The sequence below is a fragment of the Granulicatella sp. 572.rep1_STHE genome (assembly GCF_001073445.1).
GTDB classification, from domain to species: Bacteria; Bacillota; Bacilli; order Lactobacillales; family Aerococcaceae; genus Granulicatella; species Granulicatella adiacens.
The window spans coordinates 39,005-57,799 of sequence record NZ_JVBO01000022.1 but is presented as its reverse complement, the minus strand read 5'-3'; the positions used below and the strand labels follow the sequence as shown (position 1 = coordinate 57,799).

Sequence of the window (18,795 nt, the reverse complement as noted above, 5' to 3'; positions counted from 1 at the left end):
TGCAGTTTAATTACCTCCCTACTCTGGTTCTCTATGGAATCTTCCATAAAAGTTTTCTGTACTAATTTGATTGATAATCGCACGAGGATCCGCTTCTTTAATAACAGCTACGGCATCCATAACTTCATAAGATGAAATTACTGTATGTAATAGATACATTTTTTCTCGACTAAATCCTCCAATAGCGTCCACACATGATATTCCATGCCTTATATTCTTTAAATAAGATTGCATAACATCTTCCCCATAACGAGTCGTAATCTGTAATGTAACCCTATGATATCTCTGATGGAATGTGCTAATCACTTTCGTAGAAATGTATTGGAATATAATCGAATAACCTGCATTTCTCCATCCAAATAACGCCCCAAATATTACAAGTAATAATGTATTAAATAAGAATACTTGTTGCCAGATGGTTTTTCCGCTCTTATTCGAAACATATAATGCAATAAAATCCATTCCCCCTGTTGAAGCATTCCCTTTCAGTGCGAGCGAAACATACAAGCCGTTTAATACTCCACCAAAAATTACATTCAACATAGTGTCATCGACAAATAAAGGATCAAAATTTAAAACACGAATAAAGAAACTTCCAACAAAAACTTGAAGAATCGAATAAAACGTAAAACGAGCACTAATCCCTCTATAACATAAAATGGCCACAGGAATATTGAGTAATATTAATAAAATCGAAATGGATAACTCTACACCAAATAATTCGGATATTTGATTTATTAAAATTGCAACACCCAAAAAACCACTAGAAAGTAAATTTGAAGGTTGGATAAATACTTTTAATGTGAATGCTTGTAAAAATCCCGAAATAATAACGGCAATCACTGAAATAAAGTGACGAAATAGTTTATTTTTACGGTATTTACGATATGAGTATTTCTCAAGTAAGCTCATGAATGATCACCTACTTTGAAACAATATTCTATCCCATCTTTCGTAGGGACTTTTAAATAGGCATCATAATAATGAAAAGGAACTTGATTCATTTCTAAATGGAGAACAAGATTTTCTAGTTCCTTCATATTTGGAACCCGCCATTCAATCATGGAAAGCCCATAAATACTCTTACTATTCTTATTCCTTTCATTCCAGGAATTTATAGCTACTGAATATCCATCACGGTTTACTTTAAAGTTATTTCGCTTCGTTACATAATCATATGTTGTTTTAAACGAGAAGTTGTTTATTAAAAATTCAGTTGTTGCTTCTACGTCCATTACATTATAATGAAGTTGAGTAATTCTCGCACTTGCGGGAAATTCTTCAGAAGCTCCATCAATTCCATCAATAAATTCGTGCAACGAACGTTTCATTTCATTTCCTTCTAGATATTGATCCACTTTTTGAGAAGAATTATCTTCAACAACCATAAATTTCAATCGATTTCCCTCTGGATCCATAATATAAAAATTAGTTGTATAACCATCGAATCCTGAACCTATAATCGTTTGTTCTTCCATAATAAAATGGTTCATCAATTCACCAATTTGAGAAGATTTTGCCAAACGAAAACCTATAGAATAGGTTGTTAAAAATGAATCAGCGTCCCCATTTCCTTGGACTAGTTTAAAAAGTGGGATACTCCCTCTTCCATGACCAATCAAAACTTCATTATCAAATTCCTGCAAAACAGAAAGACCCAATATTTGTGTATAAAATTTTTTCATTACGGTTAAATTTCGAACTGTAATCGAAATTAAAGAAATCGTCCACTCTTTTTTTGACTGTGGAACAACAAAATCTTTCATAAATTGTATCAAATTACGCATGATTTATTTCCTTTACAAAAAAATGGGGAGGAATAAAATTGTTCCTCACCCACTCAAAATTTTATCCTTCAAAAGCAACAGTTAATGGTGGTACTACTTGTTTTTTACGAGAAACAACTCCTGGTAATGTAAGTAATCCATCTGTATAGCTTGAGTTGAACGCTTGGGCAACTTTGTCTTTATAATCTCCTACAACTAAAACTGTTGAGACGCTTGTTAAGATATTTGTAATTACAAAAACAAAAGTATCATATCCATTTTCTGAATTTGCTGCTCTCATGCTTTCTTCTAAGGCTTCTCTACGAGCTAATAATTCTTCAGGATCAACAACGTTTACTTGAGCAATACGTAAATTTGCCCCACCCATTGGAAATGATTTAGCATCTAAGTCAATTAACTCCGCTTCAGATTTGTCACCAAGATTTGTTCCGGCTTTTAACATTTCTAGACCATAGACATTAACATCAATCTCAGCAATGTTGGCTAAATCGGTTGCTGCTTCAATATCTTGTTGTGTGCATGTTGGAGATTTGAATAATAAAGTATCCGAAACAATGGCAGATACCATTAATCCAGCAATATCTTTAGGAACTTCAACTCCATATTCCTTATACATTTTGTACAAAATGGTATTCGTACATCCAACAGGTTCTGCACGATAGAATAAAGGATTTGCTGTTTGGAAATTTGCAATACGGTGATGATCCACTACAAATTCAACTTCTACTTTTTCTACGCCAGTTGCGCTTTGTTGTACTTCGTTATGATCCACTAAAGCAACACGGTTTGTCTCTTGTGAAACATCCCCAATAACTCGAGGAGCTTCTTTCTTGAAATAATTTAATGCATATTGTGTTTCTTCATTAGGAGTCCCTAAGGCAACTGCTTCTGCATCCTCACCTAATTGACGTAATAAGAAAGCATATGAAATTGCTGATGTAATTGCATCAGTATCTGGATTTTGATGTCCGAAAACTAATAATTTACTCATTTTATGGCCTCTCTCTATTTAAATTTACATTGACAATTTTAACATAATTACCAATTAAAACCAACAAAAAATGCACTTATACATAAAAATTGAACATAAAAAAACTGTTATAGCTTTTACACTATAACAGTTATTTCGTTAGGCATTTAAAAATCCTTTATAATCATCAGTTCTTAAAATTCGTCGAGCGTTATCCACACGTTCTTGAGTTGGTGGTTCAATATGATCCAATTTATATGGAATCCCTAAATTTTTCCATTTATATACACCCAATTTATGATACGGTAAAATCTCAAACTTCAATACATTTTTCAGTTTACTTACAAATTCACTTAATCGGATGAGATATTCATCATAGTCTGAACGTTCTGGAACTAACACATGGCGAATCCATACGGGTTGCCCTTTGTCTGATAAATATTCTGCTAGTTGAAGAATATTTTTATTCGTCCATCCTGTTAATTTCTTATGTTGTTCATCATCAATATGTTTAATATCCAATAAAATAAGATCTGTATATTCTAATAACTCTTCGAATTTTGAAAAGAATGGTTCGTCATACGTAAATGGCATTCCACAACTATCTAATGTAGTGTGCACTCCAGCTTTCTTACAACGTTTAAAGAAATCGATTAAGAAATCAATTTGCAATAAAGGCTCTCCTCCGCTGACAGTTACGCCACCTTTACGTCCCCAGAATGCACGATATTGCAATGCTTGATCGAGTAATTCTTGAGAAGTAATCGGATGACCGCCCCCAATATTCCAAGTATCTGGGTTATGACAAAACTCACAACGCATACGACAACCTTGCATGAAGGTTACAAAACGGATACCTGGTCCGTCTACAGAACCAAAACTCTCTGTAGAATGAATATATCCAGTTACTGGTTCACTCATCATTATTCCTCCTATCTTTTCTCTTCTAGTATATCACAATTCGTGTCCTTTAGGGCATTTCGATTAAAAAACGGATGGACGATTTTGCCCATCCGTTTTCTTAATTTCAGCAATTTTGCGAGTCGACCTCACACCATTCGTAATCTAGTTCGGTCTCCTTAGTACAGTTGACCTCACACTTTGTGTAATTCGGTTCGGTCTCCTTGAAATACCTCCACTTCGAAAAATTCCGTCGGATGCTTTGCATCCTCTTGAATTTTCCTCCAGTGGTCTATTTCAGAACAGTCGACCTCACACCTTAAGATTACATGCTTTCGTGCATTGTACGGTTGATTACGTCTAATTGTTGTTCACGAGTTAATTTAATGAAGTTAACTGCGTAACCAGATACACGAATTGTTAATTGTGGGTATTCTTCTGGGTGTTCCATAGCATCTAATAATGTATCACGGTTGAATACGTTGATGTTTAAGTGGTGACCACCTTTTGAAGCGTAACCATCTAACATAGAAACTAAGTTTTCTTCTTGTACATCTAATTCACGTCCTAAAGCTTTAGGAATGATTGAGAATGTATTTGAGATACCATCTAATGCATATTTGTAAGGTACTTTAGCAACTGATGACAATGAAGCTAATGCTCCGTGTGTGTCACGACCATGCATTGGGTTAGCACCTGGTGCAAATGGTTCGCCGGCACGACGTCCATCAGGAGTGTTACCTGTCTTCTTACCATAAACTACGTTAGAAGTAATTGTAAGGATAGAAGTTGTATGTTTAGCATTACGGTAAGTTTTATGTTTTTTAACTTTAGTCATGAATTCTTTCAATAACCAAATTGCGATTTCGTCAGCGCGGTCATCGTTGTTACCATATTTAGGGAAGTCGCCTTCTACTTCATAGTCTACAACAACGCCATCTTCATCACGAATAGTTTTAACTTTCGCATATTTAATAGCTGATAATGAGTCAACTGCTACTGAGAATCCAGCGATACCAGTTGCCATTGTACGTAGAATTTCAGTGTCATGTAATGCCATTTCAAGTCTTTCGTAACTGTATTTATCATGCATATAGTGGATGATGTTTAATGTGTTTAAGTATAAACCACAAATCCATTCCATCATATCGTTGTATTTAGCCATTACTTCTTCGTAATCTAAGTATTCTGAAGTGATTGGTTGATATTTAGGACCAACTTGCGCTTTAGATTTTTCATCGATACCACCGTTGATTGCATATAATAATGTTTTCGCTAAGTTAGCACGAGCTCCGAAGAATTGCATTTGTTTACCGATACGCATAGCAGATACACAGCAAGCAATTCCATAGTCGTCACCCCACTCAGGACGCATTACATCATCGTTTTCATATTGGATTGCAGAAGTTTGAATAGAAGTTTTAGCTGCAAACAATTTGAAGTTTTCTGGTAAACGAGTTGACCAAAGAACTGTTAAGTTTGGTTCTGGAGCTGGTCCTAAGTTTACTAATGTGTGTAAGAAACGGAAACTGTTCTTAGTTACTAATGGACGTCCATCTTCACCAACACCGGCGATTGATTCAGTTACCCAAGTTGGGTCTCCTGAGAATAAAGCGTTGTATTCAGGTGTACGAGCGAATTTAACTAAACGTAATTTCATAACGAAGTGGTCAACAAGCTCTTGTGCTTGTTCTTCAGTTAATGTTCCGTTTTCTAAGTCACGTTGTACATAGATATCTAAGAATGTTGAAGTACGTCCAAGAGACATAGCCGCACCATTTTGTTCTTTAATAGCTGCTAAGTATCCTAAGTATAACCATTGGAAAGCTTCGCGAGCGTTTGAAGCTGGTTTAGAAATATCGAATCCGTAGATGTTACCTAATTCTTTTAATTCTAATAATGCACGGTATTGTTCTGAAACTTCTTCACGTAAACGAATAACATCGTCTGACATAGTGCCATCGCCAATATTAGCGAAGTCTTTTTGTTTTTCAGCGATTAAACGATCAACCCCGTATAAAGCTACACGACGGTAGTCACCGATGATACGTCCACGTCCATAAGCATCTGGTAAACCTGTGATAACACCTGATTTACGAGCTGCACGCATTTCTGGAGTGTAAGCATCGAATACACCTTGGTTGTGAGTTTTACGCCAGTCACGGAAGATACGAGAAATTTCTTCATCAATCTTGAATCCGTAAGCTTCAGCTGATTGCTCACTCATACGAATACCACCAAATGGTTGTAAGCTACGTTTGAATGGTTTTTCAGTTTGGAAACCAACAACTGTTTCTAAATCTTTGTTTAAGTAACCAGGACCATGTGAAGTGATTGTTGATACAACTTTAGTGTCCATATCTAAGACACCACCAGCTTCACGTTCTTGTTTGTTCAAGTCCATTACTTGTGCCCATAAAGCTTTAGTAGCTTCTGTAGGACCAGCTAAGAAACTGTCGTCTCCTTCATAAAGTGTGTAGTTTTCTTGGATAAAGTCACGGACATTAACTTCTTCTTTCCATACTTTACCTTTGAAACCGTTCCATTGTTCCATAAATTTTTCCTCCTTAGATAATTGGTTGTGAAACTTATAACAGCTATCTACACAAATATTATAACACAATTAAATCTAAGTGCAATACATAAGTGTAAAAAAATACAAAGATTTTGTTAAGTATTGTTATAATCGCTATTTTAAGGCAATGTAAGTTGTGAAAGATGTGTTATAACAGTTATATCTGCTGTACTAAAATTTTGAAACAGAATGAAATATTTCACAATATAACCTTAATTATTCACAATCTAACCTTTTTTTACCTTCATTTCACTAATTTAAAAACAAAAAAGAGCATTATCAAATTAAATTTGATAATGCTCTTTCAATTTAGCGTTTCAGGAGGGCGTTTTTTATATTTTCGCCCGTCTTCCTATGTTTGTATTTCACTTTATAAACAGCGTTTCTAACTGTCCGTGTTTTCCGTCGTTTGTACGTTTCACGGAACAGTTACGGAACGTTGTTTTTTATATAAAAATAAACCTACCCCGAAAGGTAGGTTAAAGAATTATTTTTCAAAGTGCATAGCACCGTTTTCGTCCACATATACAGCCGAACGCTCTAGCATTTCGCCGTTTTCATTAAAATAGTACCATTCGCCGTTAACGTTGCGAACCTCTTTAGAAACCATGTCGCCGTTATTTTCAGTACAATAGTAGTATTTACCGTAATAATGGATCCAACCGGTTTTCATTTCTCCTTTTTCGTTAAAGAAATACCATTTATTATTAATCTTATTCCAACCTAAGGCCATGTACCCGCCGTCTTTCAACCAATACCAAAAACCTTCCTCGTCTTGATACCATTGATTTTCTAAGATATACCCCTCTTTATTAAAGCGGAAATAGCTACCGTTTATTTTTTTCCACGTATTCATAGGATAGCTACCGTCAGCGTTACGATAATACCAACCCGTACTATCTTGTAACCAACCGTCTTTAACGGCCGGTGTTTCCGTTCCATAAGGGAAACGAATATAACCAACCATACCAGCGTATGAACGTGTCATATAGCGAGCAGGCCCGCCTACCTCGAGATAGTTCCAATTCCCGTCAACGTTTTGCTCGATTGTTTTCAATGTAATTCCGTCGCTATCTTCAATTACTAGGCCAGTATGTCCGTATGGTGAACCCGGAACGCTCATAACGAACACGTCGCCAGCCTTAGCAATAACCCCGGCGCCCTCGTAGATAACCTCTAAACCTTGCGCCTTTGCACTATCTAATAAATTAATAGCATTGCCCCATAATTGCTTACCGAAATAATGGTATGAAATATAAGCCGGAACGTCGGCGCATTGCGTACCATACATTCCGTCGTTATCAACGCCCGTACCGTTGTTTGCATGAAATTTAAAAAAGTCTACAACTTCTCTTGCTGTAACCATTAAATATCCTCCTTTATAAATAAAAAAGGAAACCCTAATTAAAGAGTTTCCTTTGTTGTTTAATTTTTTTCGTTCTATTGGTTGTTAGGTTGTTCGTATGTCATAGCGCGAGTGCTGTCGCTAATTCCGCTAGTTGTTGGATCATTAACAATTCCGACAATCATCAATACAGCAAAGAGCGCATTAATGAATACTAATAATTTGTCGATTGTTTCGCCTAGTTCTAATTTAACCCCGAATACAGCTAGAAACGTTTGTAATAAAAGCGCTAAAGCTGGTACTAGCGTTAACCAAAATGTTTTATTTAATACTCGTACTTTCCAATTAATCATAATAATTTTTACCTCTTTCTTTTAGTTGTTTTCCGGTCTTACCGGTAGTTTTTTATAAATTTCGTATAAGTCGTGAATTTCGCCATTTCCGCCTAGAACCTCGTAACTATGATACAGTTTACTAATTTCATTTGAACGGCTTAAAGTCGTTTGTTCCGCCTTAATATCTCGCGTCATTTCTTTGTAAAGACGGTATCGTTGAGTCTGTCTGATACCGTCCCTATTCTTACCGCCGATTTCCTTAACGTCCGATACGTCTTTTTTTAATTCTGAAATATCCGCGGAAACGTCTTTTTTAAATTCTGTAATATCCTTGTTTAAGTCTGATATTTTGTTAGCGATAATTTCCGCGTTTCTTTTTGATTGTGCTGTAATTTGTGCCGTAATAATGCTTACAATACCGCCTAAAAAAGCAATTACCACGGCGTCCGAGATAATAGGGCTCAACGCTCCATAACCTCGATAGCAATTTCTAACTTTCGTAAGTCCTCGCGTCGGTCGAAAATAACTTGCTCGGCGGTTGAAATATTTTCTTTTTTTACGTTTAAGTCCGCTTCTAATGAACCTCTCTCTTTTTTTAAGGCGTTTAAGTCCTCGATTTTTTTAGCTAATTCTTCCTCGAGTTGTTGCTTTTTTTGCTTTGCTTGCTCTAATTCCATTTTGTAGCCCTCTCTTTCTTAAATTTTAAACGAGATATTGTCAAAGTTTACCCATTCTTTTGTACATGCGGAACGTACTTTCACATTGCCTCTAGTATCAATTAACATTACAGCGTCTTTATAATTGTTGTTCAAACCGCGAACAAAGATATTAGCTGTAGGTGCGCAATCAGCGGGCAATGTAAACATGATGGTATCGTATGTTTCAGCACCGTTCCATGCGTTACCCCTTAAATATACAGTATTGTCATCTCTCGCAAAGAACACGTCGCCGTATCCCGAATGGTGTTCCCACTTGTTTGAAAGAGTAGGCTTTTTCCATTTTAAGGCGTTCCCGTATAGCGCCGTCCATTCTGTCCATGTATTTACTACTAATTCCCTATAGTACATTTTTCCGTTCGAGTGTAGCGTTTGAGTTGTTAGTTTGTCTGACCCATCCGTTACCGTGTTAACTTCGACTATTCCGGTTGATGTTATCCCTTTAGGACTGTTTAAAATCGTCCCGTAAATCAACGAATAAACGCCCGTTCTAACTACTTTGTTTAAATCGACGCTCGGCAACGTTAACGGGCTTCCGTCTTTATTAGTAAGTTGGTGTAATTGTAACTCGCGCCCCTTGTATACAACGTCGTTTGTAAAGTTAACTGAATTTTTGAACTTAGCCGGCATTGCGCAATTAAATAAGTCTTTGTCCGCGTCTTCCGGTATCTCCCCTAAAGAGAAACCGTTTTTCGAGAACACGGCTAAAGTTTTAGCCGTTCCAATTCCCCACTCGGAACGTACACTACTACCGAATTTATCCGTAACAGTTAACCTAAAATCGTAAGCATTCGCAAGTTCGTATAAGTTTCCTAGATCGATTGTTTTAACGTAATTTGTTTGAGTAGAACTCTCCCTAAAAGCTATAGTCCATTGCTTATTTGTACGGCTAGAGTCAATTAACGAATACTCAACTTTTAACGTATACTCATTTAATTCTCGTCCGTTTATCCGGACGTTATGAGTATTTACGCTTGTTTGTGCCCTTACGTTCTTATTTGTACGATTTCCGGCCCTTAAAGGTAGAAACACATTAATTCTAGGGCTTGAATAATCATGTATAGTTACTTGTTGAGATCGTCTAAATGTACGTCCTCTACTATCTGTAACTTCCGCTATAATTTCATGGTTTCCTGGTATTAAATAGTTGAATATCCCTTGTTTCCAATGCGAAACAGAACTATTAAACCTAACCGTATGTTTAGTTATGGTTGCGCCATATAACCCGGACGCGTTTACGATAGTTGCGCTAATTTTCGAGTTGTTAGTTAAAAAATTTAATTCCGGTAAAATTTTACTTACATTTTTGTTCATATCCTCAATTTCGATACGTTCAAACGTTGGAACTATATTTTCCGGAACTTTAATCTTATTTCCTAAACTATATACATCATTACCAATTTGCACGTCTTTATTATATGTTCGTACACATATATCAATTACACCCGTGTCGCTGTTTGGAATGTACGTTGCTAAGTCTATTGTTGGTACAAACATTTTTGCGTACGCTATTTTGTCGCCTAAATCGAACCAGCTTGAACCGTTGATACGATACCATGCTTGATGTCGAAAATCTGGTATTTTTCTATCTATTTGAATTTCAACGGGTTGGCCTAACTCGGTAGCAACTACTTTTTTAATTTGACTTTCGCGCTCAATGTCTGTTAACGATACAGTCCCGCTAAACCAATCAATGTCCGCTAAACCTCCGACGTCTGTTATCCGCGCTTGTACAGTGAAAGCTTTACGACCGTCCTCGTCATGCGCTATCTCTTTTTGACCTTTTCCGAACGTAACTGTAGAAACATTCCTAAGATCATAGAGTACGTTTTTATTTAAAATAACCTCGTCGTCAAATTTAACGCTCGCAACACTTGTTCCGTCTAGGTTGTATACATAGGTGGTTACACGTTCTAACCATAACTCCCACTCGACCGTACTTTTATTGTTTATTTTATCAATAGATACCTCGTTTACTTCTAATACAAGTTGGACGTACCCGTTGTATAATTTTTTAGAAATTCTCATTATTAACTGATACCTCCCGCGAATGACACTATTGTAAATTCGTCTCCGAATTTCTCGAAAACATGATTACCGATATTAACGCTTTGCCAGAAAGCACCGGAAACAATAAACATTTTTTGTCCCGTCATGTAAGCCGTCAATTTTCCGCCGTCTAAAAATTCTAAGCGATCATTTCGTAAAACCATTTTCATATTTGAGTTGTTTTTTCCAATAATAACCCCGTCGTCTGAAATGTCGAAATAACCGTTAAACGTTCGTATAATAGCGCTCGATTGCTCGAGAGTTAGTTCAAACGCTTTATACCTTTCACCTAAACCATCAATTTTTTTCTCGTTGTCTAGTATTTTTTGATACGCTTTTTCTAAATCTCCGAAACGTCCGGTAAGGTCGCGTGTATACTTTTCACTCTCTTTTACCGTTTCTAGTTCTTTAATAATGTTTGTCAGTTTGTCCGCGTATTCTCTATTATTTATTTCCCATTCTTGTTTTATTTTCTCTATATCTTGCGTATTGTCCGATATTGCGTTTATCCATTGCCCGTTTACATAGACTTTTAATACTTCTTTAGCTTTTGAGGTGTCAGTCCAAAAGTCGCCCGATTGTGGATTTTCCGGCGGTATTGCGCCTCTATATCTTCCTAACGTCAAGTCTTTAAGTACGATACTTTGTACAAGCTCTACAGCGCCGTTTTTTGAAAATTCACATATAAACTCCGCTTGTGTATTAATATCTTCTTTATTCAAGTCAATTCTTTGAGTTGTTAGATTTCTAGCGTTCCATTCGTCATCATTGTTAGGTGTTTTTGCGCTTTTTCGTTTCCATTTAAATGTATATTGTTCTGTAACATCAATATCAAAACGAGTTACTTTAGCAACTAATGTAGTATTAGCTTCACTACTAAACACCGTTCCTTTTTCAGAAAGGATATGCGCTACAGCCGGAACAGTTGAAAAATCAAACGATTTCTTATTTAAAAGATTTTCTAATACTTTAATTCTCTCATCTACATTAGGTTGTTTTCGTTCAATATTAGAAATAACAACGCTTCCGTCACCGTAAAATTGTTTCGATAATGATCCTTTAATTTCTTCTACACGTCCACGAATAATTAAAGCGGGTTTAAATGTATAATCTACAATTACTACCGTGTCGCCCTTTTCTACTTCTTCCGGCAATTCGTTAAATTCTACTTCATACTCTATCTCGGGATATGCTCTTTTCTTTAATTGCGCTAACGTTTCTTGGAATAGCGTTTCTTGCGTCTTGGCCTCGCTCTCGTAGGTGTCCACAATATACCCGCCGTCCTTTGCAACGTCAGCATGTCGCGACCACCGAGCGCCCTCTTTTAAATCGTGGATAGTATCCCCGCCGACCCAATAGCGACCGTCACTATATGAATATCCTTGTAACGTGATACCGTCCGCGCCGTGTCCGCGCAAGGCTGTAGCTAAGTTTTGAATACTTGAACGTCGTTTAATGTTTGAAACCTCTCGACCGTATTCTAACCTTACGTCCTTATCTCTCCCGATACGTTCTTTAAGGTTTATAATCTTTCTAAACGGTTTACCGTCTTTTTCTTCTATTTCGTATTCAAGTTCCATTCCGAAATGTTTAGCAACTTGTCTAATTCGTTTGCTAGCGGACTCGAACCCCTCAAACTTCAACTTTAAACTTCTTAACGTCTTCATTGAAAAGGTGCCTATAGTCCAACCACTATCCAATAGGAACATTTTTAAATAGTGTGTAATTAAATATCCTTGGTCGGCTTCATACGGCCATACGCTCTCACCGATTAAGTCAAGGCCGGCGTCGACGGCTGTAAAATCTATTCGTTCGTTGGTTTCTTCCATGTCTAAGACTTCAAACCACAATTTACGACCGTCAAAAGTAAGAACGCGAATATAGCAACCGAGTTCTATATTTGCTATTGTGTCGTCTGTTTTATCGATAGAGAACGTATAAGTAGCTATCCCGGTTTTAAGATCATCATGAAATTCATCATCATAAGCAATTAAGCCCTCGTTTCCGTCGAAACTAGCTTGCGCGAGTACTTCATATTTTCTACTATAGAATGTAATCATAAATACTCACTCCTCATATATCCATGGACAACTTGATTAACCGCGTCCGGTAAAATAAGCCCTATTTCAACCGTTTCACCGGGACGTACACTAAAACCACGGCCCTCGTTGATATAAATAATTTTTCCGTCTACATAAGCCCTTTTTGTTTTAGTATCGAATATGAACGTTTGACCGGTCAGCATTACCGGTCTTTCGTTATTCTCATAACCGAATTGCGCTATTTCGCCGTTAGCGTGTCTAAAACCAATCATTTTATATGCACGTTCCGCTGTAAATTTAAACAACGGGAAAGCTTCCGCCGTCCCGTCGTTCTTGAAAATTAACTTATTTGCCTCTCTTGTTGCTTCTTTTTGTTCTATGCTTAAAGCAAAAGGATAATGTGCAACTAGACTAATAACCCCGCTTGCGTATTTTCCGGTATGCTTTTCGAAAGTTGTTTCTCCCTCGGTAGTTGCTAAAAAATACCGGTCGGGATAATCACCAAAAACAATTTTAAACACATCATTTTTAGTTAAAATCTTCTTGATTAATTCCCATTTTTCGTCCACTTCTTCATAAATACTATACTCAATCGTAATAGGTCGTTGATTGTACTTTTTTCCTAAAAGACGTGAACCGCTAACTCTCCCGTAAGTTCTAACAGTATTTTCTACCGGTGCTAACCCTCCGCGGTCAACGTTCGTAATTTTAAGGAAATTTCCAATTTCCACATCATCAATTTTTATACTAAACATTAATTAACGTTCACCCCTTTTATACTTTTCTAATCTTTCTACTCGTTTATTTTCATTTCGAACAATAGGTGCTATCAATCGAGCAACCTCTCGATCTGTAATATTAACGGGAACCTCAACTGTAAACCCGCCGTGTGCCATTTCAAGGGCAAAAATGTTATTACTTGAAAATGCGTTTAATCCATAATCTAGGGCACGTTTACCGCCTCTTAATAGATTGTCCGCGCTAAAATCATAACCCGCGATACGTTCCTTAATACGTCGTAACGGGTTGTCTACTACTCCCGCGTTACGTTCCATACCGACGGCAATCCCTGCCGGGATCCAACGCCCCACGTCGTCTCTCATTACTCGGGACGGCGAATGAATGTCTAATGCGTTTTTAATTTTAGAACGAATGTTACTAGCTATTGTTTCCGCCATTGAATAAGCTTGTCCGGCCCCGTTTGAAAGCCCTACAGCTAGCCCGCTCATAGCGTATTCACCACTAGAAACCATTGAACCGCGTACAGCGTCAAACGCTCGAGGTAGCTCATTCGCTTTGCTTCTAACGTCATTTATAATGTTGTCCATTTTCTTCGTAATGATGTCGCCCACGGCTTGCATAATAGTATCGACGCTACTTTTTGATTGTTCGATACCTTGCACGATACCCTCGACGACGTATTTGCCTTTTTCCGCCATTACAGTAGACGGCGATTGTATTCCCATGGTATTACCGAAACCGTCGGAAATTTGAGTACCTACTTCTTTAATTGCTTCTACTGGTGCCGTTGCGTTTTCTTCTACACCTCGTTTAATGTCGTCGGTAACGTTCTTTCCTATTTCGTCAAAACCAGCGCCAGCGATAGCGTCCGTTAACGTCCCTTTACTTCCCATTACTAAATTGCGTAAAGGCTCGGTAAATTCGTCCGTAGGGATATTGTATGAACGTCTTAATGCTTCTACAGCTTCTAAACCGCCTTCCTCAAACGCTTTACTTAAAGCTTGTAATTCTGTATCACTAGAATTAACTAAGGATTGTACTTGTTCCGCTGACTTTGGCCCCGCTTGTCTTAAAATGTCAATAAAGCCCTCGTTTACGCCTCGTTGCATTAATTGTTCAATATTTTGACCGAACTGTTTAACCGTTTCCGTGTTTGCTTGGATATTAGCCGTCATTTCGCTAGTTGCTAGTACAGTATCTTGCTTAATTCTTTCAAACGCGTTCGTAGCACTCGCTTGTAACTCGTCGTACTTCTTCCTCATTTCGTCTATTACTTTTTGTTGGTTGGCGTTTAAGCTTTCGTAAGTAACTACTTGACGATTAGCCCCTTCCTCTACAGCACTTGCGACTTGAACCGCAGCTTCTTTTTGCGCTAGTGATAGGCTATTAATAGTAGTTTCAGTTTCTTTATGAGTAGCTTGTAATTGCTTATACTGTTCATCTAGCTGTTTAACTTTTTGTTTTTTCTCCCAATCCGTTATGCCGGACGCTTCCATTATTTTCTGTTTTTCAGCTTCGACGGCTTTCATTTGTTCGATAACTCTTGTTTGATCTTTATAAGCACTTGTTAACTCGTTTTCAATAGCAACTAATTTATTATTACCCTCTCCGGCTTTAATACGAGCCTCTATTTGTTGCCTATTCATAGACAATCTACCGGTGTTTTTATCGTATTTTAGGTTTAACCCGTCTATACTTTGGTTTAATTTTTCGATTTTTGTTCTTAGTAAGATTTTTTGTGCGCCCGAAAGCTTTTCAGCACTTGTTAAGCCCATAATTTCGTTTAATAAATCTTGGCTCGCTTTTCCGGACTCTTTAATATCTTTTAAATTGCTCCTATGCTGGTCGTTGTTATCTGATACGCTCTTAGTTAACTCGTCCGTAGCTGTTTTTAAGTTCTTAATATCCGCCTCGGCCTTTTTCAATTCGTCCGTTTTAAGATATTCAGTTAAACCAAAAAAGGCGGTACCTAAAGCTGTAACAGCTACCGCTACCCAACCAACCGGCCCCATTAAACCTAATACAGCCGTCTTCATTGCTACTAAAGCCGTTGTAATTGCAACAAACCCCGACGCTATACCCGCTAATATTGCTTGTAAAGCCGTCCAACCTAACATAGCAACAAAAGCCGTTATGATAGCGTCAAGCGCTATTTTTAAAGGTGGGCACGCTTCTAATAGTTTTGCAAAACCTTGTACAATAAATGCTATTGGAACAGACGCGCCACGTATTGCGCCATTCATAAAAGTAAAAGCACCGTTAACAGCGTGTTTTAATCTGTCAATATGCTGGTCGATATTTTTCCCGGTTACTTTCTTTGTAAAATCGTCAAAGGCTTGTATCATGTTCCCTAACCCTTTAACTGTAGTATTAGAAAGGTTATGTAATGATGTTCCTAGCCCTCGAGTACTTTCTTTTGCAAGTTCCGCAAAACCACCAGTACCTTTATTTAATTCGATAAGCTTCTTACCGAACTCATGGAATGTAATTTTACCCTCACGTAGTGCGTCGTAAAATTGGACTTTAGCACTCGCGCCAGTAAACCCGAAAGCTTCCGCGGTCTTAGCTAATGCGATTGGCATTGTTTCTTGTAAGGTCTTCCAACTTTGCATATCGACTTTTCCACTTGATAGCATTTGTTGATATTGAACCAATCCACGGCTTGCGTCCTCGGCGTTAGATCCACTCGCTAAGAAAGCATTATTAAGCGCTAGTGTTAGCTTAGTAGAATAGTCAATGTCTTTAGTTATCGTAGTTAACTGTTTGCTCGTCGAAACAACTTCATCAAGCGAGGTAGGTAAACCGTCGATACCTTCGGACAGTTGCTTGGTACTTCTTGCTACTTGTTGCGTGTTAAAGCCCATTAATTTAAGAACCCGAGGATAACTATTTAACGTGTCAAAACGTCTAATAGCACCGTCTAATGCGCCGGTTAACGTACTTAAAGCCTTTTCAGCGATACGTACAGCCCCAAACGCTAGAAAGAATTGCTTGATTTTTTCTTTCCCTTTGTCGGCCTCGTCCGCTGGTTTTTTAAATTTAGGTGGCAAACCGTCTAAACCGCCGTCGCCTACTGGTTTTTTAACTTCGTCCGTAAAGCCTTTTACTTTAGCTTTTGACTTGTCCGCCTCTTTCCCGGCGTTATTTAATTCCTCTTTAACCCCGTTTAATGCACCCGTCTTAGCTTCTTTACTGGCCTCGTCCTTGAACTCTTTTACCTTAGTCTTAGCTTTCTCGGCTTTCTTACCGGTTTCCTCTAGGCCTTTTTTAACGTCTTCTAAGCCGTCGCCTTTAGCTTGTTTAGTTGCCTCGGCTTTTAGTTCCTTGATTTTCTTTTTAACCTTGTCGACGTCCACGCCGTCAACGACTACCTTTATCTCTAGTTTTCCGTCTGCCATTACTCGTCCCCCTTTCCTCTTAATTTGTATTGTTCTTTAAGTTTTCTCATATTCTTTTTGTATTCCGCGCTGTCGCCTTTTTGCGGTTTCCACGCTCGAATATTTCGAACTTGATATAACAACGTGTCTTCCGGCACGCCTTCTAACAACGCTATGAACTCATACCAATGCAAGCGACCGTATTCGTTAAATAGGTTTATTCCGTACGTTTGACGAAAAGCGCTATATATTAAACTAGCGTCTTGAATAAAATCTATTGTCCGTTCGCTGTCGTCTTTGACTTTCTTCATAAGATTTCCTAGCAAGTCGTATTCTTGCTCGCTGTCGTCTTCCGGCGTGATAATGTTGTATAACACGTACTCTAACAACTCGGCTCTTACATCTTTCTCACATTCAATATTTAAGGCTTGTAACATCAAGTCTATTTTGTCGTCGTCTAGTAACACTTTGTCTTGGTGTATATCTTGCATATCTAACACGCGATCAAACGCTAGGTTTATTGAATATGTCTTGTTTTTAAACTTAAAATCATTTATGAGGCGTTCATTTAATTTCATACGCCACGCCTCATTTACTCTTTGTTAGCTAACTTTTGTCGGTATTCTTCGACTTTATCTTTACTAGCTTGTTCGCTTTCCTCTTTAAGTTGTTCTAACTTAACCTCGATATACGCTTGTACTTCAATCCATGCGTTGATTAAGGCTTGAACGTCCGGAAAATCTTTGTAAAGAATGTCAAAAGTACCCTCACCAAACGTTAAATCATAGTTTAGTTTGCAAGTTTCTTTTGTTAACTCAACGGCGCCGTCGATATTATCAATATTTACTTTAGTTCCGTTTAATACAGCTTTATCAATGATCTCTTTTTGAATTTCTTGTAAACGTTTATTAACTCGTTCTTCGATTTCCGCGTACTCTTTCACTTTTTCCGCTCTTAAATCGAACCAAAATTCATGTCCGCCGATACTGACCGCAAAACCGGAACGTTTTACTTGAATATCTACCATTTATTTACCCTCTTTCATGTTTTAGTTATAAAAAAAGAGGGGCTATATAAGCCCCTCATGCGTGTTAGCCTTTAACGTGAGGTGTTTCTTTAGCAATTTTGTTATATGTGATTGTACAACCAAATCCCTCGTCGTCCCCCGCGTCGCCTCCTCCGCTCTTAATGTCTGATAATGTCGCAACCTCGTTTACCTCGATTTTCTCTACTGGGTCCACGATTTTATGCCATACTTTACGGTCGTCGCCAGTTTTACGTTTTTTAGACGCGATAAGGTTTTGTGCAGGGTCGTCGTAATCTCGTAACCCCTCAACTTTCCACGCCTCCGAAATGCCGACTACTTTTTTTTCCTTTGTGCCGTCGCCGTCATAAAAGGCCTTGTCGTCCGTTTCCTCGTCTGTATCGTCTGTAATACTTGAAATATTTTTAGCTACACGTAAATACTCCGTCTTATCTGGTGCTTGCGTATGTTCTTTTTTCCAGTCCGCAATGTAATGCTTACGTAACGCGTTTTTCATTGTTGCCATTTATTAAATTTCCTCCTTTGGTGCTATATTCACGCTCACAATAAACGTGAACCTAAAATAAATGTTGTTGTCGTTTGTAACGTCCATTAAATACGGGTCGCTACTTACTTTAATTTTCTTAAATTTAAAGGAACCGTCCACGCTCTCTAGAGTTTCTAGTTCCTCTAAACCTTTACTAATCTTATTAAGGGCTTCTAACCCTTTGTTTCTGTCGTTTAAATTAACTTTGACTTGCAACTCATAGTTAAGCTCTTTATCCTTTGCCCCGTCCATGTACTCAACGACTGTACGGCCTCCCGCGATTGTGTAAATCGAAACGGAATTACCTTTGTCGTTAAATTCGTTAAATAACGGAATACCAGTGTTTAAACTTACGATAAAGTCGCCTAATCTTTCTTGTAGATCCAT

General features: G+C 37.8%; 17 protein-coding genes. All 17 read right to left on the bottom strand.

Annotated features, from left to right (window positions below; translation table 11 throughout):
• Positions 1–18 precede the first annotated feature (18 nt).
• Positions 19–912 (bottom strand): YitT family protein, encoded by an 894-nt coding sequence (locus tag ADH99_RS05930; protein WP_005605346.1) that lies wholly within the window; start codon positions 910–912, stop codon positions 19–21.
• Entirely contained in the window at positions 909–1,787 is an 879-nt protein-coding gene (locus ADH99_RS05925) for a VOC family protein (RefSeq protein ID WP_049555562.1), read from the bottom strand. The genes ADH99_RS05930 and ADH99_RS05925 overlap by 4 nt, the downstream gene beginning before the upstream one ends.
• A gap of 61 nt (positions 1,788–1,848) precedes the next feature.
• Positions 1,849–2,778, bottom strand: a complete 930-nt coding sequence (locus ADH99_RS05920) for a manganese-dependent inorganic pyrophosphatase (RefSeq protein ID WP_049555563.1) — start codon at positions 2,776–2,778, stop codon at positions 1,849–1,851.
• A gap of 138 nt (positions 2,779–2,916) precedes the next feature.
• Positions 2,917–3,678, bottom strand: coding sequence for a pyruvate formate-lyase-activating protein (gene pflA / locus ADH99_RS05915; protein WP_039848759.1), 762 nt, complete (start codon positions 3,676–3,678; stop codon positions 2,917–2,919).
• A 304-nt stretch (positions 3,679–3,982) separates the two neighbouring features.
• The gene (gene pflB, locus ADH99_RS05910) at positions 3,983–6,211 is read right to left on the bottom strand and encodes a formate C-acetyltransferase (protein ID WP_005605338.1); all 2,229 of its coding nucleotides are present in this window, start codon (positions 6,209–6,211) and stop codon (positions 3,983–3,985) included.
• Between the two features lie 508 nt (positions 6,212–6,719).
• Complete coding sequence (locus ADH99_RS10135) at positions 6,720–7,598, bottom strand: CHAP domain-containing protein (protein ID WP_053091361.1); 879 nt, start codon at positions 7,596–7,598, stop codon at positions 6,720–6,722.
• Positions 7,599–7,672: 74 nt separating this feature from the next.
• On the bottom strand, positions 7,673–7,930 hold the full coding sequence (locus ADH99_RS05900; protein ID WP_049555564.1) for a phage holin: 258 nt from the start codon (positions 7,928–7,930) through the stop codon (positions 7,673–7,675).
• 21 nt (positions 7,931–7,951) lie between these two features.
• Positions 7,952–8,377 carry a hypothetical protein gene (locus tag ADH99_RS05895; RefSeq protein ID WP_049555565.1) on the bottom strand — a complete coding sequence of 142 codons (426 nt, stop codon included), beginning with the start codon at positions 8,375–8,377 and terminating at the stop codon, positions 7,952–7,954.
• Positions 8,374–8,589, bottom strand: coding sequence for a hypothetical protein (locus ADH99_RS05890; protein ID WP_049555566.1), 216 nt, complete (start codon positions 8,587–8,589; stop codon positions 8,374–8,376). The genes ADH99_RS05895 and ADH99_RS05890 overlap by 4 nt, the downstream gene beginning before the upstream one ends.
• An 18-nt stretch (positions 8,590–8,607) precedes the next feature.
• A complete protein-coding gene (locus tag ADH99_RS05885; protein ID WP_049555567.1) occupies positions 8,608–10,656 on the bottom strand; it encodes a DUF859 family phage minor structural protein in 2,049 nt (682 codons plus the stop codon).
• Between the two features lie 2 nt (positions 10,657–10,658).
• Positions 10,659–12,737: a phage tail spike protein gene (locus ADH99_RS05880; protein ID WP_049555568.1), complete on the bottom strand. Its 2,079-nt coding sequence runs from the start codon at positions 12,735–12,737 to the stop codon at positions 10,659–10,661.
• Positions 12,734–13,474 (bottom strand): distal tail protein Dit, encoded by a 741-nt coding sequence (locus tag ADH99_RS05875; protein WP_049555569.1) that lies wholly within the window; start codon positions 13,472–13,474, stop codon positions 12,734–12,736. The genes ADH99_RS05880 and ADH99_RS05875 overlap by 4 nt, the downstream gene beginning before the upstream one ends.
• Positions 13,475–13,477: 3 nt before the next feature.
• A complete protein-coding gene (locus ADH99_RS05870; RefSeq protein WP_049555570.1) occupies positions 13,478–16,858 on the bottom strand; it encodes a tape measure protein in 3,381 nt (1,126 codons plus the stop codon).
• Positions 16,858–17,415, bottom strand: a complete 558-nt coding sequence (locus ADH99_RS05865) for a Gp15 family bacteriophage protein (RefSeq protein WP_049555571.1) — start codon at positions 17,413–17,415, stop codon at positions 16,858–16,860. The genes ADH99_RS05870 and ADH99_RS05865 overlap by 1 nt, the downstream gene beginning before the upstream one ends.
• Before the next feature lie 14 nt (positions 17,416–17,429).
• The gene (locus ADH99_RS05860; protein ID WP_049555572.1) at positions 17,430–17,864 is read right to left on the bottom strand and encodes a hypothetical protein; all 435 of its coding nucleotides are present in this window, start codon (positions 17,862–17,864) and stop codon (positions 17,430–17,432) included.
• Positions 17,865–17,928: 64 nt separating this feature from the next.
• Positions 17,929–18,387: a phage tail tube protein gene (locus tag ADH99_RS05855; protein ID WP_049555573.1), complete on the bottom strand. Its 459-nt coding sequence runs from the start codon at positions 18,385–18,387 to the stop codon at positions 17,929–17,931.
• A gap of 3 nt (positions 18,388–18,390) precedes the next feature.
• Positions 18,391–18,795, bottom strand: a complete 405-nt coding sequence (locus tag ADH99_RS05850) for a hypothetical protein (RefSeq protein ID WP_049555574.1) — start codon at positions 18,793–18,795, stop codon at positions 18,391–18,393.